This window comes from Streptomyces sp. NPDC051578 (genome assembly GCF_044454045.1).
Classification (GTDB): domain Bacteria; phylum Actinomycetota; class Actinomycetes; order Streptomycetales; family Streptomycetaceae; genus Streptomyces.
In genome coordinates, this window is sequence record NZ_JBITDH010000001.1 from 1,494,047 (window position 1) to 1,517,003 (window position 22,957).

Genomic DNA, 22,957 nt, shown 5'->3' on the forward strand with positions numbered 1-22,957 from the left:
GAAACTCGCAGCGGGTTGAGGGGAGTTGAGTGGACGTCAGTCGCGCGCAGGGATCCGGTACTCGAAAACGAACTGGTCAGCGGCCATGAGGGTGTCGCAGACCTCGACCACTCGGCCTTCCTCGGTGACGGCGTCGCGGAGCAGATGCACCACCGGCGCGCCGGGGCTCAGCGACAGCTCGGTGGCTTCGGCCTTGGTCGCCGGCCGGGCCTGGAGCGTCTCCACGAACTCGGCGAACACGTGGCCGTGGTCCTCAAGCCGTGCGTAGATGCCGCCGGGGCCGGGGTTCTCCGCGAACAGCTCCGGGATGTCCTTCACCACGTCCCACGGCAGGTACGAGGTCGCCGTCTCCACCGGCGTTCCGTTCCTGAAGTACAGCCGTCGCCGGGCCAGCACCTGAGTGCCTGCGGTGACCCCGAGCCGTCCCGCGGTCTCCTCGGGCGCCTCCATGGGCCCGATGAACAGCACGCTGACCTTGGCCTCTGCACCCGACTGCGCGGACTCGGCGAGGTACGCCGCCCGACCCTCATGCCGGTGCGCGCGCCGGAAACGGTCCGAGGACCGGTGCCGTACGGGTGGCCGGGCCTTCACCATCGAGCCCTTGCCGTGCCGCGTCTCCACGAGCCCACTGGCCCGTACCTCCACCATGGCCTTCCGGATCGTCCCGCCGGAGACGCCGTAGCGATCCACCAGCTCGGACTCACTCGGCACCATGTCGCCGGCCTTCAGTGCTCCCACCCGGATCTGCTGAACGATGTCGTCGGCGATCTGCACGTAGCGCGGCCCTGCTCCTCGGCCACCTCCCACTGCGGTTCCCATAGCCCTTCTCTTCCTCCTATGCTCCTGTACATGAGTACGGGTTCCCCGCAGGCCAAGTCAACGCCACTGCACTCCGTGTCCGTAGCCGGGGCAGTGCTCCGCGAGGACGGCCGCCTCCTGGCGATCCGCCGAGCGGACAACGGGACTTGGGAACTACCGGGCGGAGTCCTCGAACTCACCGAATCCCCGGAGGCCGGCGTCCGGCGCGAGGTCCTGGAGGAGACGGGCATCGAAGTCGAGGTCGACGAACTGACCGGGGTCTACAAGAACACGAGCCGCGGGATCGTCGCCCTGGTCTTCCGCTGCAAGCCCTCCGGCGGCACCGAGCGCACCTCGGAGGAATCGACCGCGATTGCCTGGCTCACCCCGGAAGAGGTCTCGGCCCAGATGTCCGAAGTCTTCGCGATCCGCCTCCTGGACGCCCTGGACGAAGCAGGCCCCCACGTCCGCAGCCACGACGGCCGAACCGTCACCGGCGCTCGCTGACGGGGGACGGCTCATGACTGCGGATCTCGCCCTGCGCTTCGAGCGAACCTCCAGCCGGGGAGCCCACAACGATCTCCGGTTGAGCATCGGCGCCCATCGGCACCTATGCGATTCCTACTACTTCGCAATCGACCAGTCGCCAACGGCGGCGGGTGCAGGCCTGGGAACCAAGCTGGGACGCCTGCTGGAGCAGTGGAAAGAGCAGGTCGCCGAGCTCGTGGGTTCGGGCGGCATTACCTATCTCCCCTACGACTTCTCAGACCAGTGCACGGCGTGGCTGCGCGTCTCGTCGTCGGATGGACAAGCAGCGATCGTTCAGGCTGGCTGGAGCCATATCGAGGGCTGGAGCATAGAGCCATCCGACTACGCCGATGCATCCAAAGTCACAGACTTCGCCCCGATCGAGGGTGCTGGCATCGACTGCTCCCTTACCGACCTGACGGCGTGCATCGAGGCGAATCGAGCCGCTTTGGTAGCCACAGGCCCGTAGCGCGATAAGAGTTTCCCTACTTCATCAAGCACCCGGCTGCGCTCCGCTCCGCCGGGCGGGCTCCCCGGCTCCGCTCGGGGCGACGCTCCTGCCTTCGGCCCGCTCCGCCCCCGCTGCGCCGACGCCCGCCCCTGCAAGACGGGATAGGCCCAAGGGCATGAGCCGATCTCCCGCAGACCACCGGTTCCACGGTCACCGACATGCCTCCGGCGGGGGCGCTCAGGCTCCGGGATGGCGGGGGCGCCGTGCGCGGGTGCCGGCCGAGTGGGGTTCGGTTGGGGCTGTCATCCCGTCTGCCGTCGACCCAGGCAAGCCATAGCAGACCAGGCTTCTGGGGCCCAGGTCGTTCGTCCAGCAGGGCGCTCCACCTGGGCCCCAGAAGCCTGCCCCGCTATCACTCCGTGTGGGTCGACGGCAGACGGGATGACAGCGGGGAAGGGGTGTGAGCGACGGCAAGGGGGGCTCTGGGTTACAGCACTTATCGGGTGCTCTCAATGCGAGAGACCAGCTCATCAAGCTTTGCGCTGAGGACCTCATCGTCTTGAGCATCCACCCACCGAACGACGCCAATTGGTAGTCCCAGCGTCTCCACTTCTCGCAGTCTCCGGTGGAGCTGCTGCGGTAGGGGTCGGTTCGTAACCAACAACAACCCGTCGATCGGATCTCTTCGAGAGCGGTTTCCATCCACAGCCGCCTCCAGCACATGGCGTAGCTGGTAGTTAGTCAACACGGTCCGACCAGCTTTGACCTGTACACCAACGCGGGCACTCGGGGTTGGCACAAGGATGTCGATGCCAAGGTCTTGGGGTCCGCCGACAAGGACCGCGTTAGGGTAGGTTCTCACCAGTCGTTCGGCGACCTCTCGCTCATAGACCGCAGCAGAAACCTGGGCGACAACTGGATCATCAGACGACCGCGGATCGATGGCGTTCAGAACCTCCAAGGCTTGACGCGCGTCTTGTGGCTCCTCTTGCCCGATCGTCGCTGCGAGGCTGCGCCTACGGTGTGCCATGAGCAGCTCGTAGTCCTGGTAGCGAGCGCGCGTGAGCGGTGACCCATTGATAGCCATGATCAGAAGAACGGCCCCCACCAGGAGAAGCGCGACGGAGCCTGCCTGGTTACTGGTCATGAAGACGGCGGCTATCCCGGCGCCGGCCAGGCAGACTCCCGACAACGATGCACCCAGGCGCTCCCAGCGAGACAAGGGCTGGGCGTCAGGTTCTGGCAGCTCGGGTGCTTCTTCAGGAGTCGACACTCGCGGCAGCATACTGAGAGCGCTCAACCACCGAGAGACTTTTGTCCACGAGAGCTGCACCCGCGCCCCGTAGACCGTCTCAGTTTCCGTCTCATTCAGCTTCGTCCGCACCCGTTCAGGCAGTCCCACCAGGCTCCGCACCGTCAGCCCTAGAGCGCGCATGAACGCAGGCGAACGAGCTCGGACATGTCCCTGAGCTGGGCAAACAGACTTGGAAAGCGTGTGGAGCGCGCAGCGCACGCTGGTCTTCACCGGCCTAGTGGCTGACCATGGGGCAGGCCAACCAATCGCTCGGAAGATACGGGAGGCGATCCATGGCAGAGACAGCCGCGGTCCGCGGTCTGGCACAACTCGCCGACAACGTGCACTGGGTACTGGAGTGGCCCGACAAGCCGACTTGGCGCGACCGACTCCGGCGGTGGGCATACCCCGAGTCCTACCGCCTCGACAGGGCTGCCACGCCGCCGAAACCCTGGGTCGACCGGCCAGCTGGTGCCTACGAGCGAACGGGTTGGCGCATCCGGGCGGCCTACTACGACTCTGATCTCGCTTTCGAGGTCGAGTACGTGGTCTGCGAGCCGTGTCAGATTGGCTGGGTGGAATCGCCATACGCCTACGAGGGGTATAAGCGGTGTGGCCTCGCCTCGGCAGCTCTACAGTCTCTACGTTACGCATATCCGGGAGTCGAGTGGCATACAGGGGGTGGGCACTTCCGGGAATCTGAACCCTTCTGGAATTCTGTTAGCACAGGGGTCCCCGGTGGCTATACCCGGAAGGATAGATGCCGTCACCTGGAACCTCGGCGCGCACAGTGAGCGAGCGTGACCTCACACTCACGCGACTATCCGGCCAAGCGACAAGACCGACACACCGTGAAAGCCACGAGGGAGAACGGATAAAAGATGCATCGCAAGCCGTCCGCTAAAATAGCCAGCATCGGCGTGACGCAGGCACAGCTCGCGGTCGAGGCTAAGCTAGGTTGGCTCTTCCGTGAGCAGCCGACAGAGGATTACGGCATCGACGCGCATGCCGAGGTCGTTGACGCAGATCTGGTTAGAGGCCGGCTACTTGCGTTGCAGATCAAGAGCGGCTCCAGCTGGTTCAAGGAACCAAGCCCAGACGGATGGTGGTTCCGACCAGACGCCGAGCATGTCAGGTATTGGACCAATCACTCCTTGCCTGTCGCAATAGTGCTTTACCACCCAGACAGAGAGCGCTGCTACTGGCAGCTAGTTAACCGAGAAACGCTCATCGAAACTTCCCGCGGAGGCTGGAAGTTGCTGGTTCCCGAGACCCAAGTGCTCGACAGGGAAGCCAGGGCTCCGCTAAGCCAAGCCGCCGAGGGCGACTCCTACACTCTCCGCATTCGCGAACTAAGGCTTGCCCGGCCATGGATGAAAATGTTGATCGATGGTACGCGACTAGTGATCGACATTGAGGAATGGGTCAACAAAACATCGGGCCGCGGCACAATTGCTCTGGGCGTAGACAATGAGGATGGAAACGATCCCGTGCAACTTGCCAGCTGGACTGTCTACCTTGGGTTGTCCAGCTACGTTGAAGTAGTTCCGAAACTTTTCGCCTGGGCAAATGTAAGCCTGCACGCCGAAACCTACGACGACGCAGAATACGATGATTATCCGTATGAACGCGATGACTGGGGAGCCTTGCATCCATATATGAACCCCTCCGGCGAGGTAGATTTCTACCGGCTAGAGCTGACACTAAATGATCTAGGCCAAGCGTTCCTGTTGGTAGATCAATTCGCCGCGGAAGGGCCACGGCAGTTGACTGTGCACAGAAGCTAGCGCGCTCAGCTCTCCGCACCGGTCGAAGCGGCACGCGCCAAGCACTCGTAACGAAGCCGACGCCCGAAGCGCCTCACCGAGCCTCAGATGGAGGGCTACGGGTGGATCAACTGCACTCTCGGGCGACAGCAGCTGGCGGCAGGGTGCCTGCGGTCTATTTGTGGACGGGCACGAAGATGCTGGACTCGCCTAGAGCCCTGACCTGCTGTTACACGCGAGACTCACGGGGCCTCCGGAGCCGTGTGCGCAGGTTCGAATCCTGCCGGGGGCACTCCAGCAGAGACAGCGCGATCACGCCGCTGACCAGCTGAAGTGCCAAGCATGAAGGCCCGGACTCAGTCCCACTGAGTCCGGGCCTTTGTCGTTGCTACGCAACTCCCCGTGTGAGTCGCGGTGGCTTCGGCGCAGGGTCTGACACTGCAGGGCTTGATGGATGAACCAGCCAGATCGGTCGTCTCCGAGTCAGGACGGATGCCTCGCGGCGGGGCGCTCAGGCTGAGGGATGGCAGCACGAGGCGCTGTGGCTGGCGCAGTGCTGCCTCGGGAGCCAATCACTCCCGGATACCAGCCTCAATGTCGCTGAGGATTGAGCAATCGCCGGGACGAGCACCAGAACCTGGGTCAAGAGAAGGCGTACAGCTACCCGGTACGTGCGAGAACGCGTACCCAACTCCTTACTGTTCTTCAGCTGAGCGTCCACCATGGCGTCGCTCAAAGCCGCCAGCGCCTCTTGCTGCGTCGCACCGTTCACCCACACAGCACCCTAGGGCCAGGAGCAGCCCCAAAAGGACGACTGACAACGGGCACCGTGGAGTGTCGGCGCCGGGAGAGGGACTCTTTCCCTGAAGCTCAGGCCGGCGGCCTTGTCTGTCCTCGCGAACGCACCGGATCCCGTACCTGGCAGTCAGGGCTCTCAGGGCCACACATCAGTCACCTCCGCTTGACGCACCTCGCTGTCTCTGGCCTCGGTAAAGGCCACGGTGTTAAGAGGATGCGAAATTTCAACATCTCCCCAGGCGTATCCGACAAGGCTCTCCTCCTTCCCTGCGTGCCCCTTTCTGTAACACGCCCAGTTTTGACGCATCTGATGGATTTCTTGGACCCCGTTCCCCTGTTGCCATACGCACTGCAGCGCTTGATCACGCTTCATGGGGTGTCGAAGTTCCAGCGCCCAGGGGTCAAGTCTCTCGCGTGAACGCGGCGTGCCAAGATCGGCCACATTTGCCCGTTTCGGGGCCGCCAGGACGATGACGGAGTTGTCCCAGGGCGAGTCAATGCATGCCGCATCTTCGCTATTCGGTGCCGACCAGGGCATGAACCAGCAGGGGTCGCGAATGAGTGAGTCCGGAGTGATGCAGCGCCAAGCACTCGGGTCGTTGGTTCCATTTGCCCTGGTCCAGCAATTGCCTCCGGTGAGACGGCGAGTCTCCGCGAAGGGGGGAATCAAGTCACCCGTGTCCGTGACAAGGTGCACGTAATGGACGCTGGTGGGGCCCAAAGGGGGCGGCTCGGCGGAGCACCTCACGGCAACTTGCTGAACCACCACGCCGACCACTGCCACGGCGATTACGCCGAGCAGCTTCTTGAAGTGAACGGCAGCCCACCGATACAGCCGCACCAGGTGACTTCGATCGGTGTCGTCTTCCGGAGGTTCTGAGGGCATCACATCACAAGCATTTGCGATCTTCCTCGCCGGCCGATGTCCGCCGCGCGAAGCCGTCACCTGGATGCCAGAGCCCCAGTCTGCCAGGCCGCCTCCTTTCGGATCACAGGTCGGCCGGCTCATCACCCGGCCGGTCAAGTCCCCTCTGGATCTTCATATGCGCCGACGGGAACCCCGGCGTTCAGCGAGGTCGAACGCCGCCAGACGACGCCCCTTCTTGCGGCTCCAGGGCCCGCCGCGACGTCCCAACGGACGAAACCGCGCGAGTAATTGAGCGGCCTGCATCTTGTCGCAGCGGGTGCGCAGCTGCGGCGGCCCGGCCCGAAGAGGCCGTCGGCGATCCGCTTGAGCCCGCCGGCGCCGTAAAGCGGCGGTCCAGTTTTCCGGCGGTGCGCGCCAGGAGGGCGCGGCTGACGGAGGCGTCGGCGAGCAGGTGCTCCGCGAGGGCGGGGCGCGGGGCGGGCGGGAGGTCCCGCTCCTCCTGCAGGGCGGTCAGCCGCTCCCTGTCGAGCGTGGCGAGCCAGTGCGCCAGGGCCGTGCGCGCGTCCACGCGGTCAGCCCGGGTCTTGCCGGGCCCCGGGGCTGAGGAGGGTGACGACCTGGGCGTCCGGGGTCTGGGAGAAGTCGCGGTACCACTCGCCCACGGAGGAGAAGGCCGGCGGTGTGGAGAGGCAGACGAGTTCGTCCGCCGAGGCGGCGAGGCGGGCGGCTGCGTCCGGAGGGGCCACCGGGGTGGCCATGACGACGCGGGTCGCGCCCTGGGCGCGGACGACTTCGCAGGCGCGGCCGCGGTCGCGCCGGTGGCGATGCCGTCGTCCACGACGATCGCCGTGCGGCCGGCGACGGGCAGGCGGGGGCGGCCCTCGCGGAAGCGGTGGGCCTGGACGGCGAGTGAGGCCTGCTCCGCCCGTTCGACTTCCGCCATGTCCTCGGGGCGGAGCCGGGCGCGGCGGACGATGTCCTCGTTGATCACGCGTACGCCGCCTTCGCCGAGGGCGCCGAACGCCAGCTCGCGGTGGCCCGGGACGCCCAGCTTCCGTACGACGATCACATCGAGGGGGGCGTCGAGCTCCCGGGCCACCTGGAACGCCACCGGCACTCCGCCGCGGGGCAGCCCGAGCACCACCGGGTGCCGGGCTCCGTAGGGGCGCAGGACCGCGGCCAGGCGGCGGCCGGCGTCGTCACGGTCGTTGAACAGCACTCTTCGAACCAACGCCCCCGGGCGCCGGGGCGCAACTCGGACGCGCGGACCCTACGGACCACCCGCGACCGTACGAACGAAACAAAAGACAGCGAGAGCGAGACAACGAGACGACGACACGCGGCCCTGCGGACGAGACGCCCGACTCGTACGAAGGAGGTGGTGCCGGGTCTGTGGTTTCGGGGGATGGGGTAGCCGTGAGCGGTGTGCGTAGGTTGGCCGACAAGGCCGTCCGGCGCCGCCCGACCAGGCGCTCGCCGGTGGCGGGCTCTGACGACGAGGATGGGGCGGACGCTATGCGTGAGCTGGTGGGTACGGCGCGGCGGTGGCTGGCCGAGGGCCGGAACGGGTACCTGGCGCGGCCCGTCACCGAGCAGGGGTTCGGGCCGAGGGACCCGGCCGGGGCGGTGCTCGTGGACGCCCGGGGGGAATGCGTCGGATCCCTGTACCAGGGGGTGTTCGACGCCGAACTCGTCGCGGAGGCAGGTGCGATGGGGCCCGGGGACACCGCGCGGGTGTGCGAGGTCTCCGTCGGGGGCGCGGAGGCGGTGGAGGCGAAGCTGACCTGCGGCGGCCGGGCGGAGGTGCTGCTCCAGCCCCTGGCGCGGATCCCGGCCGAGTGGTGGGAGCTGCTGGACGCCGGGCAGGGGGCGGCTCTGGTGACCCGGCTGAACGAGGCCGCGGACCGGGCCGCGAGCGAGGTCGTACGGGCCGTCGACACCCCGGCCGACGACGCGGCGCGGCGGGCCGGTGAGCTGTTGCGCACGCGGCGGCCGGGGCGGGACGCCCTGTACGGGGGCTCGGGGCTGGTGCTCGTGGAGGCGTACCCGTCCGCGCCGCAGGTGGTGATCGGCGGGAGTGGTGAGCTCGCGGAGATCATCGCGCGGCAGGCCGGACTGCTGGAGTGGGGCGCGGTGACGGTCGGGTCGGCCGCCGAGGCGGAGAAGGTGCTGAGCGCCCACCGGGACGCCGCCTGCCTGGTGCTGCTCAGCCATGAGCCGGAGTTCGACGTTCCGGCCCTGCGGACGGCGCTCGCGCTGGGCATCCCGTACGTCGGCGCGCTCGGCTCCCGCCGCACCACCGCCCGGCGGCGCGAGGGGCTGCTGGCGGCCGGGGTGACGGAGGCCGAGCTGGCCCGGGTGCACGGCCCGATCGGCCTCGACCTCGGCGCGCGGACCCCGCAGGAGACGGCGCTGGCCATCTGCGCGGAGATCCTGGGGGTGCTCGGCGGGCGGGACGGCGGGGGGCTGCGGGACTCGGACAGGCCGCTGCGCGGGTAGCGCAGGGGCCGGCCGGTGGGCCGGGCCGCGCGGCGCTCTGTCCCCGCGTTGGGCGAACACATCGGGTGATTACGTACTGAATGCGGGAAAATAGTACGTATGAACACCATCGCGTTGGAAGACGCGCCGAATTCCGTTTGGTTCGTCTTCGTCGGGTTTGTCATCGTCGCGTTCCTCCTCGCCGCCTTCAAGCTGGGCCAGCGGGTGCGCGCCAAGGAGCCGCCGCCGCCCACTCCCGAGAGCCATCCGCACCTGCCGGAGGGCGGCGCGGTGTACGAGGTGCGCGAGGAGCGGGACCCCGTGGAGTTCCCCGAGGGAGGTCTGCGCCCGCACGAGATGCAGGGCTTCGGCAACTTCGGCTCCACCACCTCCGCCCACCCGGACGATGTCCGCGCGGCCCGGGAATCCGGGTACCAGCGCTCCCACCCGCACGCCGGCCAGCGCCCCTCCTCCGAGGTGACCGAGCCACCGCCGCCCGCCCCGCCGACCCCGCCGGAGCCGCCGGTGGCCCCGCCGCACGGGGGGACGGACCACTCCTAGACGGACCACTCCTCGGCGGACCACTCCCGGCGGACCGCTCCCGACGGGCCCCTCACAGGTCCGTGCGCAGCCGCAGCACCTCGGGCGGCGGGTGCCGCAGCGAGGTGTGCCGGACCTCCGCCGAGAGGGGCGGGTCGAGCGGCCGGTAGGCCACTTCCCCGAGCCCGACCGCCGTGACGGTCGGGCTCGGCGCCGTCCAGGCCGGGCTCGACGGCGTCGGGGCGTCGTCCGTACGGGCGGCCAGGGCCTCGGCCAGTTCCCTGCGCAGCGGCGCCGAGAGCGGGCTCGACACCAGCGGGGCCTCGTCGTCGCCCGGCACCAGCAGCACCAGCGCCGCCGGCCGGCGCGACGTACCGGTGTAGCCGATCACCGCCGCGTCCCGGACGTCGGTGTGGCGCAGCTTCTGCCAGGCCCGCCGGCCCGCCGGGTAGGCCTGGTCCAGCCGTTTGACGACCAGGCCCTCGATACCGCTGGCGGGCAGCGTCTCGAACCAGGTCGCGGCGAGTTCCGGGTCGGTCGTCATCGGCACCGGCTGGAGCGGCGGCCCGAGCGGGACCAGCAGGTCCACGAGCAGGGCCCGGCGCCGTTCGTACGGGCGGCCGCGTACGTCGACCCCGGCCAGCTCCAGTACGTCGAACGCGGCGTACGAGGCCGGCAGGCTCTGGGCGAGCAGCGGCGCACGGGCGGCCGTCGCCGCCGCGCGCCGCTGCACGAGGGCGAAGTCGGTCCGGCCCTCGTGCCAGACCACGACCTCCCCGTCCAGGACGGTCCCGGCGGGCAACCGCTGCGCGGCCAGGGCCAGGTCGGGGAAGGCGCTGGTCACGATCCGGCCGGAGCGGGCCTGGAGCACCACGGCGTCCGCGGTGCGCAGGATGACCAGGCGGTGGCCGTCGAACTTCGGCTCGTACGCCAGACCCGCCGCCAGGGGGAGGGTCCGTACGGTGGCGGCGAGCGCGACCCGGATGCGGCTCACGGCAGCGCCCCGGCCTGCGCGGGGTCGGTGAGCGGGGCGAAGAGGTCGCCGTCGCGGGCGAGCCGGGGCGCGATGTCGTCGGCGAGGAACACCAGCTGGGAGGGGCGGGAGCAGGCCTCCACCTCCGCCCACGACAGGGGCGCGGAGACGGTCGGGCGGGCTCGGGCGCGCAACGTGTAGGGCGCGGCGGTGGTCTTGGCGGCGGCGTTCTGGCTGTGGTCGACGAACACCTTGCCGGGCCGCAGCGCCTTGGTCATGCGGTGCACGACGAGTTCCGGGAGTTCCCGTTCGGCTTCCTGGGCGAGCTTCTTGGCGTACGCGGACACCTTCGCGGAGGGTGTCGGCTCCAGGGGCGCGGAGAGGTGGAGGCCTTTGGCGCCGGAGGTCTTGGGGTAGGCGTGCAGGCCGTCGGCGGCGAGCCGGTCGCGCAGCCAGAGGGCGGCGGCGCAGCACTCCACGACGGTGGCGGGCGCTCCGGGGTCCAGGTCCAGGATGAGCCGGTCGGCGACGGCCGGGCTGCCCGCGGTCCACTGGTGGACGTGGAACTCCACGACGAGGTTGGCGGCCCACATGAGGGTGGGCAGGTCGGCGATGAGCACCTGTTCGGCGGAAGGGTCCTCCGAGCGCGGCACGGGACTGGTCCTCACCCAGTCGGGGGTACCGGGCGGCGGGTTCTTGGTGAAGAAGAGCTGCCCGTCGGGGCCGTCGGGATAGCGCAGGAACGACACCGGCCGGTTGTGGACGTGGGCCAGCAGGGGTTCCGCGACGGTGGCGTAGTAGTGCAGCACCTCGCCCTTGGTGAAGCCGGTCTCCGGATAGAGGACCTTGTGCAGGTTGCTGAGAGCGATGCGCCGCCCCTCCACCACGGTGATCGGCGTCATACGATGAGATTGCCATGAAACGGGAGGAACTGTGCGATCCATCTGGAATGGGGCGATTTCCTTCGGCTTGGTCAGCATCCCGATCAAGCTCGTGAACGCCACCGAGAGCCACTCGATCTCGTTCCGCCAGATCCACGTGACCGACGGCGGGCGCGTGCGGTACCGCAAGGTGTGCGAGCTGGACGGCGAGGAGGTGTCGCAGGCCGAGATCGGCAAGGGGTACGAGGAGGCGGACGGCTCGATCATCCCGATCACGGACGAGGACCTGGGGCAGCTGCCGATCGCCACGGCGAAGACGATCGAGATCGTGTCGTTCGTACCGGCCGACGAGATCGATCCGCTCCAGATGGACGCGGCGTACTACCTCGCGGCGAACGGGGCGACGGCGGCCAAGCCGTACACGCTGCTTCGGGAGGCGCTCAAGCGAAGCCGGAAGGTGGCGATCGCCAAGTTCGCCCTGCGGGGGCGGGAGCGGCTCGGGATGCTGCGGGTCGTCGACGACGTCATCGCGATGCACGGACTGCTGTGGCCGGACGAGATCCGCAGGCCCGAGGGAGTGGCGCCGGAGACCTCGGTGACGGTGCGGGACGCCGAACTGGACCTGGCGGACGCGCTGATGGCGACGCTCGGGGAGGTGGACATCTCCTCGCTGCACGACGACTACCGCGAGGCCCTGGAGGAGATGATCGCGGCGAAGGCGGGCGGGGCGTACGAGCCGGCGGAGGCCGTGACGGAACCGGCCGGCGGCCAGGTGATCGACCTGATGGCGGCGCTGGAGCGGAGCGTGCAGGCGGCGAAGGCCTCGCGGGGGGAGGGCGGCGCGGCCGCCGCCGCTGAGGCAGAGGCGGACGTGACGCCGATCCGGCGGAAGTCTGCGGCCGCGCCGAAGGCGGTGGGCGGGAAGAAGTCCACGGCGTCGGGCTCGGCGGCGGCGAAGAAGACGGCGTCGGGGCGGAAGTCCACATCGGCGGCGACCAGGAAGACGGGCTCCGCGTCGGCCAAGTCGGGCGGCACCAAGTCCACTTCGGCGTCCGCGAAGAAGACGGCGTCCACCAAGAAGGCGACGCCGCCCCGCAAACGCCGCTCGGCCTGACGGCCGGGGCGTGGCGGGGCGGGGGCCGTGGCCCCGGCGGCGCGGTCACGGGAGCCAGGTTCTGGTGTCGCGGGCCAGGGAGAAGAGGGCGTCGGCGTCCGGCGGTTTGAGGGTGGCGGTGGCGGTCGTGAAGTAGGGCGCCGCCGAGGCGGGTTGCAGGACGCGGACGTCGCGCAGGGTCGGGGCCACCTCGACGGTGGCGGCATCGACCACGGCCACGACCGGCGTGACCGCAGACCGCAGGGCGCGCACGGCGTGGGCCGCCGCCCGGCGGACGCGGCGCACGTCGGGGCGGGGGTCGGCCCGGCCCACCGTGAGCAGCAGATCGCCCGCCCGGACGCGCTGGCGCCGGCCCGGCACCGTCGCGACGCAGAACACCCCGGCGGGGCCGATCAGCACGTGGTCGATCAGGCCGCCGCCCGGCAGCGGCACGGCGTGCAGGACCCGCCAGTCCAGCGCTTCGAGGGCGTCGAGCTCCGCCCCCATCAGCTCCCGGGCCCCGGCCTCCCGGCGCAGCCGGTGACGGGCCCTGGTGCCCGGCGAGCCGTACGCCAGCTCCCCGAGCAGCGGCTCACCCGGGCGGTTCGGGGCCAGGTCCCGGTCGGGGGGAAGGGCCAGCCGGAGCCGTTCGGCGGCCGTGGGCACGGGCGGCGGCCCGACGGCCACCTCGCCGCTCAGGTAGGGGCGCAGGGCCTCCAGCACCGCCTCCCGCCGGTCCGCCTCCAGCAGGCTGACCCGGTTGGTCCGCCGGTCGTACCAGGCCACCGCCCGGCCGTCCGGCAGGTTGACGAACAGCCTGCCCCGGCCGGCCCGGCCGCTCGGCAGCACGTCCAGTCCGCGCATCTCCCTCACCCCCGGCGTCCATGGGAGCAGGCGGTGCGCCGCCCGGCAATCCCCCGTACGCGGCGCGATGCGGGGCGCCGGTGTGCGCCGCCGAGGTGTGACGCCCGTGTCCGACGCCCATGTATGACGCGAGGCGTAACGGCTCCGACGGGGCGCCGTCGGGTGACCGTTACAAAGTCATCGCGCTACTGCAACGGCGCGACCCTACGTTGGGACGCCCAGGCCGAGCCCGACCCGCAGAAGGAGTTCCGTGACCAGCGTCAGCCGCCGTACCCTCGTCCGCGCCACCGCCGTGACCGCGTGCGCCGGCGCCCTGCTGGCCGTGCCCACCGCCGCCGCGCTCGCCGAAGGGGCGCCGGCCGCCTCGGTCGGGGCGCGGACGCCGGTCGGCAGCCTCGCCCTGGCCGACGGCCGCTCCACCGCCCGGGTGTACCGGCTCGCCGGGAACACGTACGAGGCCGACGTGGTGCGCGACGGCTCCCGCGTGGCGTCGCTGACGAGCCGCCCCGGCGCCCCCGCCGTCGGCGAGGCGCAGGGGCTGCACCTGGCGCTGCAGGCCGACGGCCGGCTCTCGTCCTGGGTCGGCGCCATCGCCCCCGGGCCGCAGGGGCACGCGCTGGCCGGTGACGGGCACAAGACCGCGACCCGCAGCCGGCCGGTCCCGGCGGCCGCCGCTCCGCGGGGCGCTGCCGTCGAGGCGCTGCGCTCGTACGCCGTGCCCGACGGACCGGGCAACGGCGCGCTGCTGCTCGCCGCGGGCGGCGGTATCGCGGCCGTCGGCGCCGCCGGTCTGGGCTTCGCGATGCTGCGCCGGGGGCGCACCGACCGCTGACCCGTACGGCCGTCGCCGAGCGGGGGCGTCGCTCCCCCGCCGTCCGGGCGTCGCGCACCTGTGCGGGCGGAGCGCGGCCGGGTCGGCCTAAGGTTGGCTGGAACCGACCGTCGTCCCGGCACCGAGAAGAGGAGGCCCGCCGCTGTGCGCACCCTTCCCTTCCGCGCGGGCGCCGGGCTCTTCCTCGTGGCCTGCCTGCTGCCGCTGGCGTCGGCGTGCGGCGACCCGGGCGGGCTGGCCTCCGCCGGGACGGCCCCGACGGCGCGGGGACCCGAGGAGCTGTGGCCGTGGCGCAAGGGCGCCGAGGTGCCGCCCGCCCCGCCGGGGGGCGTGCCGCCGGTGTACGTACAGGGACTGCCGCTCGTGCACGACCAGAACGTGCACGAGGTGGACGCGGTGGCCCTGGTGCAGGCGGAGCTGCGCGCCCACCGGGGCGCCGTCACGGGCGCGGACGGGATGCCGGAGGAGACCGCCGACGCGATCCGGGCGTGCGGGACGGAGGCCTCGGAGAAGTGCCCGGTGCTCACCCCGTACTACCGGGACCTCACGGCCAACGGGAAGGACGAGGTCGTCGTCGGGATCGAACTGCCGGGCAGCACGATGTCCGTACGCGTCTACACGGCCGACCCCGACGGACGGCTCAACCGGGTCATGGCGACCACCGAGACCCTCATCCGCGTCGAGCTGGCCGGCCAGAACGTGGTCCTGCACGCGCCGAGCGGGCACCCCGGATACGAGCTGATCACCACTTGGTCGTGGGACGAGAAGCAGCGGAGCATGATGGCGACGCGCGAACAGATCGTACGGGTGCCGACGCGCCCGCGGACGTCATGAGGGCCCGGCTGCCCGCGTGGACCGCCACGCTCACCTGGAAGTCGGCGTGCTTCATCGTGGTCATGTGCTGTGCGCTGGCGGCCGCGCTGGGCGCGCTCGTGCACGTGGAGGTCACCCGGCAGACGGTCGACAACGCGCGCGACCGGGCGCTGGAGAAGCTGGGCGACGCGACGCGGGCGTACGAGGCGGGCGAGGCGCTGCCGCCGCGCTCCTCGCTCGATCCGGCGGGCCTGCCCGTGTCCCTGCGGAAGCTGGCCGTGGGGGGACGGCGGGGCACGGTCGTGGCCGAGTACCGGGGACGGCAGGTCATGTGGGCGGCGGCACCCGCGGACGGCCGGGCGCTGGCCACGGCCGTGGACTACAGCCAGGCGGCGCGCACGATCAGCGGGCTGGACCACGCGATCATCGGCTCCTCGGTGCTGGCGATCGGCGGCACTCTGCTGCTGGGCGCGTTCGCGGTGACGCGGGTGACCCGGCGGCTCCAGCAGACGGCGGCGGTCGCGCGGCGGATCTCGCAGGGCGACCTCGACGCCCGGGTGGACGATCCGCGGACGAGGAGCTCCTCGCGGCACCAGGACGAGGTGGCGACGGTGGCGGCCGCGCTCGACACGATGGCGGCCACCCTCCAGGGGAAGCTGGAGCGCGAGCAGCGGTTCACCGCGGACGTCGCGCACGAGCTGCGGACGCCGCTGACCGGGTTGCAGGCGGCGTCGGAGCTCCTGCCGGAGGGGCGGGCGACGGAGCTGGTGCGGGAGCGGGTGCGGACGATGCGCGGGCTGACGGAGGACCTGCTGGAGATCTCGCGGCTGGACTCGGGGCGTGAGGTGGTGGAGACGGACCTGCACCAGCTGGCGCGGCTCGCGCGGCGGGTGGTGCGGGCGTCGGGCACGCCGACGGAGGTGGTCGTGGTGCGGGACGCGATGGTGGAGACGGACCGGCGGCGGCTGGAGCGGGTGCTGGGGAACCTGGTGGCGAACGCCCACGGGCACGGGCGGGAGCCGGTCGTCCTGACGGTGGACGGGCCGGTGGTGACGGTGCGGGACCACGGGGACGGGTTTCCGGAGTACCTGGTGGCGCAGGGGCCTCAGCGGTTTCGCAGCGGCGCGGGGGCCGGCTCCGGGAAGGGGCACGGGCTGGGGCTGACGATCGCCGTCGGGCAGGCCGGGGTGATCGGGGCGCGGCTGGAGTTCCGGCAGGCCGAGGGGGGGCGGGGCGGAGGCGGTGGTGACACTGCCGTAGCCCCGGCCGCGCGGTTGGCGGGTGCGGCGCCGCCCGCGCGGCGCTCCCGGCCGCGCGGGGTGCCCCGAACTCCCGCGCTACCGCCGGGAGGCGCCGCTGCGGTGCGGGGACGGGTGGCCGGGGCGGGCCCGGTGGATGCCTCGTGCGGGGCCGGGCTGCGGCCCGGGTGGATGCCTCGTGCGGGGCCGGGCTGCGGCCCGGGTGGATGCCTCGTGCGGGGCCGGGCTGCGGCCCGGGTGGATGCCTCGTGCGGGGCCCGGGCTCCCCCGCCCGGGTACGGGGACGGCCTTTGCGCACCGACCGCCGCGCACCGACCGCCACGCACCCCGGCCGGGCGGAGTCGGCGGCCCTCGGCACCCCGGCCGGGCGCCCCCGAAGCCCTACCCTGTGGGTTCCGTCAGGCGCCGGGCCGGGGGCGGCGCCAGGGCCAGCGGGGGCGGGGGCGTACTCCGTCGGGGCGGAACGTGTACTTCCAGCCCTTGAGGAGGCCCAGGCGTTTGGTCTGGCCGGCCGGGACGCGCTCGTACAGCAGGACCGTCGGGGCGGTGCCGTCCGCGTTCGGGACCGGGATCTCGTACCACTTCGGCGGGTGGCCGGTCGGGCCCAGGAGGACCGGCAGGGACCGGCCGTCCATGGGGCCGCCCTCGAACGGCGTGGATTGGCTTCTCACCCCTCCAGTGTCACAGCAGGTGGGCCGCCCCGGAGACCAACGGCACCACCCGCCGGGCCAGTACCCCGACGGGGCCGTCCGTCGATTCCAGGGCCAGGGCCGCCCGCGCCGCCGCCGCCGTCTCGGGGTCGGTGGCCGCGGTGGCGGTGAGGAGGGCGACGAACTGGTCCACCAGCCAGTCCCGCAGCGAGGCCACGTCCGGCTGTTTGCCCTCGTCGATCCAGATGAGCGAGGCCCCTTCCACGGCCGTGATCCAGGTGCGGACCATCATCCGCAGGCGCGGGCCGGGGTCGGGGACGGCCAGGTGGACGAGGATCTGCTGCGCCGCGGCCCGGCGGATGCCGTCCACCGTCGCCGTCGTGCGGGAGGTCTCCACGACGCTGCCGCCCTGGAGCAGCGCCGCGAATCCGGTGTCGTGTTCGTCGACGAAGGCCAGGTAGCGGTCCAGGGCCCGGGACAGCCGCTGGGTCAGCGGGCCGGCCTGCGGCTGGGCGAAGCACTGCTCCAGCAGCTCCGCCGCCGAGCGCAGCGCGGCCTCGTAGAGCTGCTGCTTGCCGCCCGGGAAGTAGCGGTAGACCAGCGGGCGCGAGACGCCGGCGGCTTCGGCGACGTCGTCGAGCGAGACCTCCTCCGGCGCCCGGTGCGCGAACAGCGACAGGGCCGCGTCGAGGAGTTGGGCCCGCCGCTCCTCGACGCTCAGCCTGCGGTACGCCCGTACGGTCGTCATGCCCGCAGGGTAACCCCGTGGCAGGCCGGTCAGGCGAGGAGTCCCGAGCTGCGCCACAGCCTGCGGCCGACGCCGCGCAGCACGCCGATGTCGTCGAGGAAGTCCGTCAGCCGCTTGGCTCCGGTCTGCATGACCTCGCGCCGGTGTCCGCTCGCCTTGACCTGGGCGACGGCTTCGCGCCGGTCCAGGCCGATGTTCTCGTAGACCTGGGGGTTGACGAAGGCCAGCGAGAAGACCCGGGCGGCCTCGCCGCAGCTGATCCGGGTGAGTTCCTGCTCCCAGCGCGGGGCCGTCAGCATCTGGCGGCGCAGTTCCTCGCGGGCGTAGCGGACGTGCCGGGCCTCCTCGATGACGTGGATGCGGGTGACTCCGCGCACCAGCGGCTGGATGCGCTCGTCGGGGAAGGTCAGGCGCTGCATCCAGTCGAGGATCTCCTCGCCGAGCAGGGTGCAGGCGAAGGAACCGGGGGTGGTGGAGACCGTCTTGAGGACGCGGGCGAGGTTGTGGTGGGTGCGCGAGACCGGGTAGGCGGGGGTGTCCGCCTTGCGGATCATGCGGGCGAACATCATGGAGTGCCGGCATTCGTCGGCTATCTCGGTGAGTGCGTAGCGGACGTGATCGCTGACCAGCGACTTGTCGTAGATGTGCCGGACGAGCAGCTGCATCAGGATGATCTCGAACCAGATGCCGAGGGAGCCGAGCGCGGCCGCCTCGTGGCGGGACAGGTCGATGCGCTGCTCCTCGCCCATCTTCTTCCACAGCGGGGTGTCGTAGAGCGAGAGCAGCTCGGGCGGCCAGTAGTACTTGCCGTCGATCGGCGGGGCGTCCCAGTCGAGTTCCCTGTCGGGGTCGAAGGAGTGCTTGGCCGACGATTCGAGCAGTCGCGCGGCCGTTTCCTCGCGGTCCTTGAGGAGGCCGAGGGCGTCCCTCGGCGCTGCTCGATCGGTCACGGTCGTCATGGCTTCGGACACCTCGCTCGTGGAGTTACCGGCGGTCACTGCTTATGAGACTGCTTGTCAGCAAGACCGTCAATCCCTCCGGCGCGACTTGTTGACCCCGCGTCTACCAACGTGTGACGCTGCGGCGGTGGCCAACTGGCCGGTCCGGTACGCGAGTACACGAGGCAAGGGGGCGTCAGTGTCGACGCACGAGCTCTACACCAAGGACCCGGGCGAGGGCGTCTGGCAGGTTCCGGCCTCCGGCGCCGCGCGCTTCAGCTGGGAGTACGACGGCGGCCGGGAGCGGCTGCTCGCCCTGTACCAGAAGGGCAAGGACAAGCAGTGGGACGGCGCCAAGCGCATCGCCTGGGACCTCGAAGTGGACCCGTACGACCCGCTCGGCACCCCCGACGAGGCGCTCACGCTCTACGGCACCCCCTACTGGGCCAAACTCACCGACGAGGACAAGGGCGAGCTGCGCCGCCACTACGCGGCATGGAATTTCAGCCAGTTCCTGCACGGGGAGCAGGGGGCGATGGTGTGCGCGGCGCGCATCGTGGAATCCGTACCCGACCTGGACGCGAAGTTCTACTCGGCCACCCAGACCATGGACGAGGCCCGGCACGCGGAGGTGTTCGGGCGCTTCCTCCACGAGAAGGTCGGGATGCTCTACCCGATCAACGACAGCCTCCAGGGGCTGCTCGGCGACACCCTGCGCGACTCCCGCTGGGACATGCCGTACCTGGGCATGCAGGTGCTGATCGAGGGACTGGCGCTGGCGGCGTTCGGGATGATCCGCGACACGACGGACAAGCCGCTGCCCAAGCAGATCCTCGCGTACGTGATGCAGGACGAGGCCCGGCATGTGGCGTTCGGGCGGATGGCGCTGCGGGACTACTACAAGCAGCTCACCGACGCCGAGTTGCGCGAGCGCGAGGAGTTCGTGATCGAGGGCTGCCACCTGATGCGGGACCGGCTGCGCGGGGTGGAGGTGCTGGAGAACTTCGGCATCCCGAGGAAGGAGGCGGAGGAGTTCAGCGAGCAGTCGGAGTTCCTGCACCTGTTCCGCAGGCTGCTGTTCAGCCGGATCGTGCCCTGCGTGAAGGACATCGGGCTGTGGGGCGACCGGTTGCAACGGGCCTACCTGGAGATGGGCGTCTTCGAGATGGGCGACTCCAACCTCGATCTGCTGATGAGCGAGGACGAGGAGATCGCCGAGGCGATGGACCGCGAGCGGTTCGCAGCCGAGGAACGCGACCGGGTGGCGGAGGTCCGGGCCACGATCGCCGAGGGGGCGCAGGTCGCAGCCACCGTCACCGGGAGGGCGGAGAGCGCATCCACCGTCACCGGGACGGAGCAGAGCACCGACCCGGACGCGTGAGCAGCGCCGCCGTCACGGCGTGGGCTTCGCCGCCAGCGCCGCGGCCATCACCGCCCGGGCGATCGGGGCCGCCGCGCTGCTGCCGCTGATCCCGCCGCGGTCCGCCGCCGCGTCCTCGACGACCACCGCGACCGCGACCGCCGGCAGCGGCGCGCCCTGCGCCCTGGCCCAGGCGATGAACCAGGCGTAGGGCGTGCCCGCGTTGCCGACACCGTGCTGCGCGGTACCGGTCTTGCCGCCGACCACCGCGCCCGGGATGGCGGCGTTGCGTCCCGTGCCGTTCTCCACCACCTTGACCATCAGCTCCTGCATGCGCAGCGCCGTCGCCGGGCTCATGGCCCGGCCCATGGTGTGCGGTTCGCCGCGGCGCACCTGGCTGCCGTCGTCCCGGGTCGTGCGCTCCACCAGGTACGGGCGCCTCAGCTCCCCGCCGCCCGCGACCGCCGACGCCACCATCGCCATCTGGAGCGGGGTCGCCTTGGTGTTGAACTGCCCGATCGAGGACAGCGCCAGTTGGTCCGGACTCATGTCGGTGTCGAAAGCCGACGGCGTCACCCACGACGGCACGCGCAGCCCGTCGTCGTTGAAGCCGAAGCGCCGCGCCGCGTCGACCATGCCGCGCAGGCCCACCTGTACGCCGATCTTGGCCATCACCGTGTTGCAGGACCACTGCACCGCCTCCGCCATCGAGGCGTCCTCGCAGCCGGTGGCCTCGTTCGGCAGCAGGGTGCTGGTCCCGGGCAGCGGGTACGGGTCGGGGGTGCGGGTCGGGGCGTCCACGTCCTCGACCACCCCGGCGTCGAGCGCGGCCGCCGCCGTCACGATCTTGAAGGTGGAGCCGGGCGGGTACGTCTCGCGCAGCGCCCGGTTGAGCATCGGCCTCGCGGGGTCCGCGTTGAGCCGCGTCCACGCCTCCTTGACCCGCGCGCCCGTCCCCGAGAGCGCCGCCGGGTCGTAGGAGGGGCTGCTGACCAGGGTCAGGATCCGGCCGGTGGCCGGCTCCAGGGCGACGACCGCGCCCCGCCTGCCCGCCAGCCCCGTGTACGCGGCCTGCTGCATCGCGGCCCGGATCGTGGTCACCGCGTTCCCGCCGGGCGGGTGGCCGCGCGCGAGGTCGTACCAGAGCGGGAAGGCGGACAGGCCCGGGTCGGTGCCGGCGAGGACCGTGTCCTCGGCGCGCTCGACGAAGCTGGTCCCGTACGTCTGCGAGGAGAACCCGGTGACGGGCGCGTAGAGCGGGCCGTTGCCGTAGGTGCGCTCGTAGCGCAGCAGTTGACCGCTGTCGCGGGAGCCGGTGACGGGCCGGCCGTCGACCAGGATGTCCCCGCGCGGCTTCGCGTACCGCTCGACGGCGGTGCGCTTGTTGGCCGGGTTCGCGCCGTAGGCGGAGGCCTCCCAGACCTGCACGCGGCCCATGTTGACCAGCAGGGCGACGAGCAGGGCCGCGCAGAAGTACGCGCACCAGCGGATGTAGCGGATCACGCGTGGCCCGCCCCTCCGGCCGCGAAGGGCGACGGCGACGGAGCCGGAAGTGGTGCCGGCAGCGGCCTGCGGGCGCTGTCCCCGAGCCTGATCAGCAGGGCGACGATGATCCAGTTGGTGACGACGGACGAGCCGCCCTGCGCCAGGAACGGCATGGCCATGCCGGTGAGCGGGATCAGTCCGGTGACACCGCCGGCGATGACGAACACCTGGAGGGCGAGGATCGAGGCGAGCCCGGTGGCGAGGAGCCGCCCGAAGGGGTCGCGCAGCGCGAGTCCGGCACGGAACCCCCGGTCCACGAGGAGCCCGTAGAGCAGCAGGATCGCGCTGAGGCCGACGAGCCCGAGTTCCTCGCCGGCGGTGGCCAGGATGAAGTCGGACTTGGCGGCGAAGCCGATGAGGAAGGACTGGCCGTGGCCGAGGCCGGCGCCGAGGAGGCCGCCGGCGCCGAAGGCGAAGAGGGACTGGGCGAGCTGGCCGGGTCCGTCGCCCCGCGCGATGGAGGCGAAAGGATTCAGCCAGTCCTCCACCCGGGTGTGCACGTGCGGCTCGAACGTCCCTACGGCGTACGCCCCGAGGGCCGCGAGCAGCAGCCCGATGGCGATCCAGCCGATCCGCCCGGTGGCGGTGAACAGCATGATCACGAACAGGCCGAAGAAGAGCAGGGACGTGCCGAGGTCCCGTTCCAGCACCAGTACGCCGACGCTGAGCAGCCAGATCGTGAGGATCGGACCGAGGACCCGGCCGGGCAGCAGGCGCAGTTTCCACAGCAGCCGGCGCCCGGTCAGGGCGAGGGCGGTGCGGTTCGCGGCGAGGTAGGAGGCGAAGAAGACGGCGAGCAGGATCTTGGCGAACTCCCCCGGCTGGAAGGAGTACCCGGCGAACCGGATCCAGATGTGGGCGCCGTTGACGGCCGGGAAGAAGACCGGGACGAGCATCAGCGCGAGCGCGGCGGTGACGCAGAGGTACGCGTACCGCTGGAGGACGCGGTGGTCCCGCAGTGTCACGACGACCAGCACGAACAGGGCCAGGCCGATGCCGGACCAACGCAACTGCTCGTCGGCGGTGTGGTGGCCGGCGGTGGTGAGGTCGAGCCGCTCGATCAGGACGAGGCCGAGCCCGTTGAGCAGGACGGCGATGGGCAGCACGAGCGGGTCCGCGTACGGGGCGCGCAGCCGTACGGCGAGGTGTGCGATCAGCGCGGCGGCGGCGAACCCGACGGTGTGGCGGGTGACGGCGTCGGGGAAGCGGCCGGTGGCGGCGAAGCCCACGTAGAGGTGACCGAGTACGGAGATCAGGACCGCCCCGGTCAGCAGGGTCAGCTCGACGCCACGGCCCGCGGGGGTGCGGGCGTCGGGAGGCGGGGGCGGGGAGGGCTCCGTCACCTTCGCCGTCAGAGCGGTCATAGGGGGAACGTAGCAAGCACGGGAACGCTATGTCCGCTTATGTCACAGTGCGCCGAAGAGTCGCCACAAACGGTCGGAACCCGAGGCGATCGCGAGCCGCGGCGGCAGTGGCCGAG

General features: G+C 71.0%; 19 protein-coding genes, 1 tRNA gene and 2 pseudogenes. 11 read left to right on the forward strand and 11 right to left on the reverse strand.

All coding sequences use genetic code 11. The features are described 5' to 3' along the window. Positions 1–36 precede the first annotated feature (36 nt). Positions 37–819 (reverse strand): GntR family transcriptional regulator, encoded by a 783-nt coding sequence (locus ACIA6C_RS06640; protein ID WP_399273348.1) that lies wholly within the window; start codon positions 817–819, stop codon positions 37–39. 18 nt (positions 820–837) lie between these two features. Here ACIA6C_RS06640 and ACIA6C_RS06645 point away from each other — a divergent pair, with 18 nt between their 5' ends. Further along, on the forward strand, positions 838–1,305 hold the full coding sequence (locus ACIA6C_RS06645) for an NUDIX hydrolase (RefSeq protein WP_399273350.1): 468 nt from the start codon (positions 838–840) through the stop codon (positions 1,303–1,305). Between the two features lie 13 nt (positions 1,306–1,318). Further along, complete coding sequence (locus ACIA6C_RS06650) at positions 1,319–1,795, forward strand: hypothetical protein (protein WP_399273352.1); 477 nt, start codon at positions 1,319–1,321, stop codon at positions 1,793–1,795. A gap of 478 nt (positions 1,796–2,273) precedes the next feature. Here ACIA6C_RS06650 and ACIA6C_RS06655 read toward each other — a convergent pair whose 3' ends face one another. Further along, entirely contained in the window at positions 2,274–3,050 is a 777-nt protein-coding gene (locus ACIA6C_RS06655; protein WP_399273354.1) for a hypothetical protein, read from the reverse strand. A 941-nt stretch (positions 3,051–3,991) separates the two neighbouring features. Here ACIA6C_RS06655 and ACIA6C_RS06660 point away from each other — a divergent pair. Then, the gene (locus tag ACIA6C_RS06660) at positions 3,992–4,858 is read left to right on the forward strand and encodes a DUF4365 domain-containing protein (RefSeq protein ID WP_399273356.1); all 867 of its coding nucleotides are present in this window, start codon (positions 3,992–3,994) and stop codon (positions 4,856–4,858) included. A 187-nt stretch (positions 4,859–5,045) separates the two neighbouring features. Then, positions 5,046–5,129 (forward strand) — tRNA-Arg (locus tag ACIA6C_RS06665). A gap of 1,964 nt (positions 5,130–7,093) precedes the next feature. On the opposite strand, the pseudogene ACIA6C_RS06670 reads toward ACIA6C_RS06665, so the two are convergent. Further along, positions 7,094–7,722 (reverse strand): annotated as a pseudogene (locus tag ACIA6C_RS06670) (phosphoribosyltransferase); the annotation flags it as partial. Positions 7,723–8,018: 296 nt separating this feature from the next. On the opposite strand from ACIA6C_RS06670, the gene ACIA6C_RS06675 reads away from it, so the two are divergent. Both ACIA6C_RS06675 and ACIA6C_RS06680 read left to right on the forward strand, forming a co-directional pair. Continuing rightward, positions 8,019–9,002: an XdhC family protein gene (locus ACIA6C_RS06675; RefSeq protein WP_399273358.1), complete on the forward strand. Its 984-nt coding sequence runs from the start codon at positions 8,019–8,021 to the stop codon at positions 9,000–9,002. 99 nt (positions 9,003–9,101) lie between these two features. Next, positions 9,102–9,542 carry a DUF6479 family protein gene (locus ACIA6C_RS06680; RefSeq protein WP_361128677.1) on the forward strand — a complete coding sequence of 147 codons (441 nt, stop codon included), beginning with the start codon at positions 9,102–9,104 and terminating at the stop codon, positions 9,540–9,542. Positions 9,543–9,594: 52 nt separating this feature from the next. Here ACIA6C_RS06680 and ACIA6C_RS06685 read toward each other — a convergent pair whose 3' ends face one another. After that, positions 9,595–10,506, reverse strand: a complete 912-nt coding sequence (locus tag ACIA6C_RS06685; protein ID WP_399274507.1) for an ATP-dependent DNA ligase — start codon at positions 10,504–10,506, stop codon at positions 9,595–9,597. A 5-nt stretch (positions 10,507–10,511) separates the two neighbouring features. Next, positions 10,512–11,396, reverse strand: a complete 885-nt coding sequence (gene ligD / locus ACIA6C_RS06690) for a non-homologous end-joining DNA ligase (protein ID WP_399273360.1) — start codon at positions 11,394–11,396, stop codon at positions 10,512–10,514. A 31-nt stretch (positions 11,397–11,427) separates the two neighbouring features. Between ligD and ACIA6C_RS06695 the strand changes: the two genes are divergently transcribed. Then, complete coding sequence (locus ACIA6C_RS06695; RefSeq protein WP_399273362.1) at positions 11,428–12,489, forward strand: Ku protein; 1,062 nt, start codon at positions 11,428–11,430, stop codon at positions 12,487–12,489. A 45-nt stretch (positions 12,490–12,534) separates the two neighbouring features. Here the strand turns inward: ACIA6C_RS06695 and ACIA6C_RS06700 are convergent, their stop codons facing one another. Further along, on the reverse strand, positions 12,535–13,332 hold the full coding sequence (locus ACIA6C_RS06700) for a nuclease-related domain-containing protein (RefSeq protein ID WP_399273364.1): 798 nt from the start codon (positions 13,330–13,332) through the stop codon (positions 12,535–12,537). Between the two features lie 250 nt (positions 13,333–13,582). Between ACIA6C_RS06700 and ACIA6C_RS06705 the strand changes: the two genes are divergently transcribed. The 3 genes and pseudogenes from ACIA6C_RS06705 to ACIA6C_RS06715 all read left to right on the forward strand — a co-directional run bounded on the left by ACIA6C_RS06705 (position 13,583) and on the right by ACIA6C_RS06715 (position 16,237). Further along, positions 13,583–14,164 carry a hypothetical protein gene (locus ACIA6C_RS06705; protein ID WP_399273366.1) on the forward strand — a complete coding sequence of 194 codons (582 nt, stop codon included), beginning with the start codon at positions 13,583–13,585 and terminating at the stop codon, positions 14,162–14,164. A gap of 144 nt (positions 14,165–14,308) precedes the next feature. Beyond that, positions 14,309–14,998 (forward strand): hypothetical protein, encoded by a 690-nt coding sequence (locus tag ACIA6C_RS06710; RefSeq protein ID WP_399273368.1) that lies wholly within the window; start codon positions 14,309–14,311, stop codon positions 14,996–14,998. Beyond that, a pseudogene (locus ACIA6C_RS06715) lies at positions 14,995–16,237 on the forward strand (histidine kinase dimerization/phospho-acceptor domain-containing protein). Before ACIA6C_RS06710 ends, ACIA6C_RS06715 begins: the two are co-directional and overlap by 4 nt. A gap of 397 nt (positions 16,238–16,634) precedes the next feature. Here the strand turns inward: ACIA6C_RS06715 and ACIA6C_RS06720 are convergent. The 3 genes from ACIA6C_RS06720 to ACIA6C_RS06730 are packed head-to-tail and all read right to left on the reverse strand — an operon-like array spanning position 16,635 to position 18,593. Continuing rightward, on the reverse strand, positions 16,635–16,907 hold the full coding sequence (locus tag ACIA6C_RS06720) for a hypothetical protein (RefSeq protein WP_361128699.1): 273 nt from the start codon (positions 16,905–16,907) through the stop codon (positions 16,635–16,637). 10 nt (positions 16,908–16,917) lie between these two features. Further along, entirely contained in the window at positions 16,918–17,634 is a 717-nt protein-coding gene (locus ACIA6C_RS06725; protein ID WP_399273370.1) for a TetR/AcrR family transcriptional regulator, read from the reverse strand. 29 nt (positions 17,635–17,663) lie between these two features. Next, positions 17,664–18,593, reverse strand: a complete 930-nt coding sequence (locus tag ACIA6C_RS06730) for a diiron oxygenase (RefSeq protein ID WP_330261690.1) — start codon at positions 18,591–18,593, stop codon at positions 17,664–17,666. 178 nt (positions 18,594–18,771) lie between these two features. Here ACIA6C_RS06730 and ACIA6C_RS06735 point away from each other — a divergent pair, with 178 nt between their 5' ends. Further along, positions 18,772–19,953 (forward strand): ferritin-like domain-containing protein, encoded by a 1,182-nt coding sequence (locus tag ACIA6C_RS06735; protein ID WP_399273373.1) that lies wholly within the window; start codon positions 18,772–18,774, stop codon positions 19,951–19,953. A 12-nt stretch (positions 19,954–19,965) separates the two neighbouring features. Here ACIA6C_RS06735 and ACIA6C_RS06740 read toward each other — a convergent pair whose 3' ends face one another. Continuing rightward, positions 19,966–21,435 (reverse strand): penicillin-binding transpeptidase domain-containing protein, encoded by a 1,470-nt coding sequence (locus tag ACIA6C_RS06740; RefSeq protein WP_399273375.1) that lies wholly within the window; start codon positions 21,433–21,435, stop codon positions 19,966–19,968. Further along, entirely contained in the window at positions 21,432–22,841 is a 1,410-nt protein-coding gene (locus tag ACIA6C_RS06745; RefSeq protein ID WP_399273377.1) for an FtsW/RodA/SpoVE family cell cycle protein, read from the reverse strand. Before ACIA6C_RS06745 ends, ACIA6C_RS06740 begins: the two co-directional genes overlap by 4 nt. Positions 22,842–22,957 lie beyond the last annotated feature (116 nt).

What these genes read in the sequence shown, in the direction of transcription:
- ACIA6C_RS06640 (WP_399273348.1), bottom strand. Translation starts at nt 819, where the DNA reads ATGGGAACCGCAGTGGGAGGTGGCCGAGGAGCAGGGCCGCGCTACGTG.
- ACIA6C_RS06645 (WP_399273350.1), top strand. Translation starts at nt 838, where the DNA reads ATGCTCCTGTACATGAGTACGGGTTCCCCGCAGGCCAAGTCAACGCCA.
- ACIA6C_RS06650 (WP_399273352.1), top strand. Translation starts at nt 1,319, where the DNA reads ATGACTGCGGATCTCGCCCTGCGCTTCGAGCGAACCTCCAGCCGGGGA.
- ACIA6C_RS06675 (WP_399273358.1), top strand. Translation starts at nt 8,019, where the DNA reads ATGCGTGAGCTGGTGGGTACGGCGCGGCGGTGGCTGGCCGAGGGCCGG.
- ACIA6C_RS06680 (WP_361128677.1), top strand. Translation starts at nt 9,102, where the DNA reads ATGAACACCATCGCGTTGGAAGACGCGCCGAATTCCGTTTGGTTCGTC.
- ligD (WP_399273360.1), bottom strand. Translation starts at nt 11,396, where the DNA reads ATGACGCCGATCACCGTGGTGGAGGGGCGGCGCATCGCTCTCAGCAAC.
- ACIA6C_RS06700 (WP_399273364.1), bottom strand. Translation starts at nt 13,332, where the DNA reads ATGCGCGGACTGGACGTGCTGCCGAGCGGCCGGGCCGGCCGGGGCAGG.
- ACIA6C_RS06725 (WP_399273370.1), bottom strand. Translation starts at nt 17,634, where the DNA reads ATGACGACCGTACGGGCGTACCGCAGGCTGAGCGTCGAGGAGCGGCGG.
- ACIA6C_RS06730 (WP_330261690.1), bottom strand. Translation starts at nt 18,593, where the DNA reads ATGACGACCGTGACCGATCGAGCAGCGCCGAGGGACGCCCTCGGCCTC.
- ACIA6C_RS06745 (WP_399273377.1), bottom strand. Translation starts at nt 22,841, where the DNA reads ATGACCGCTCTGACGGCGAAGGTGACGGAGCCCTCCCCGCCCCCGCCT.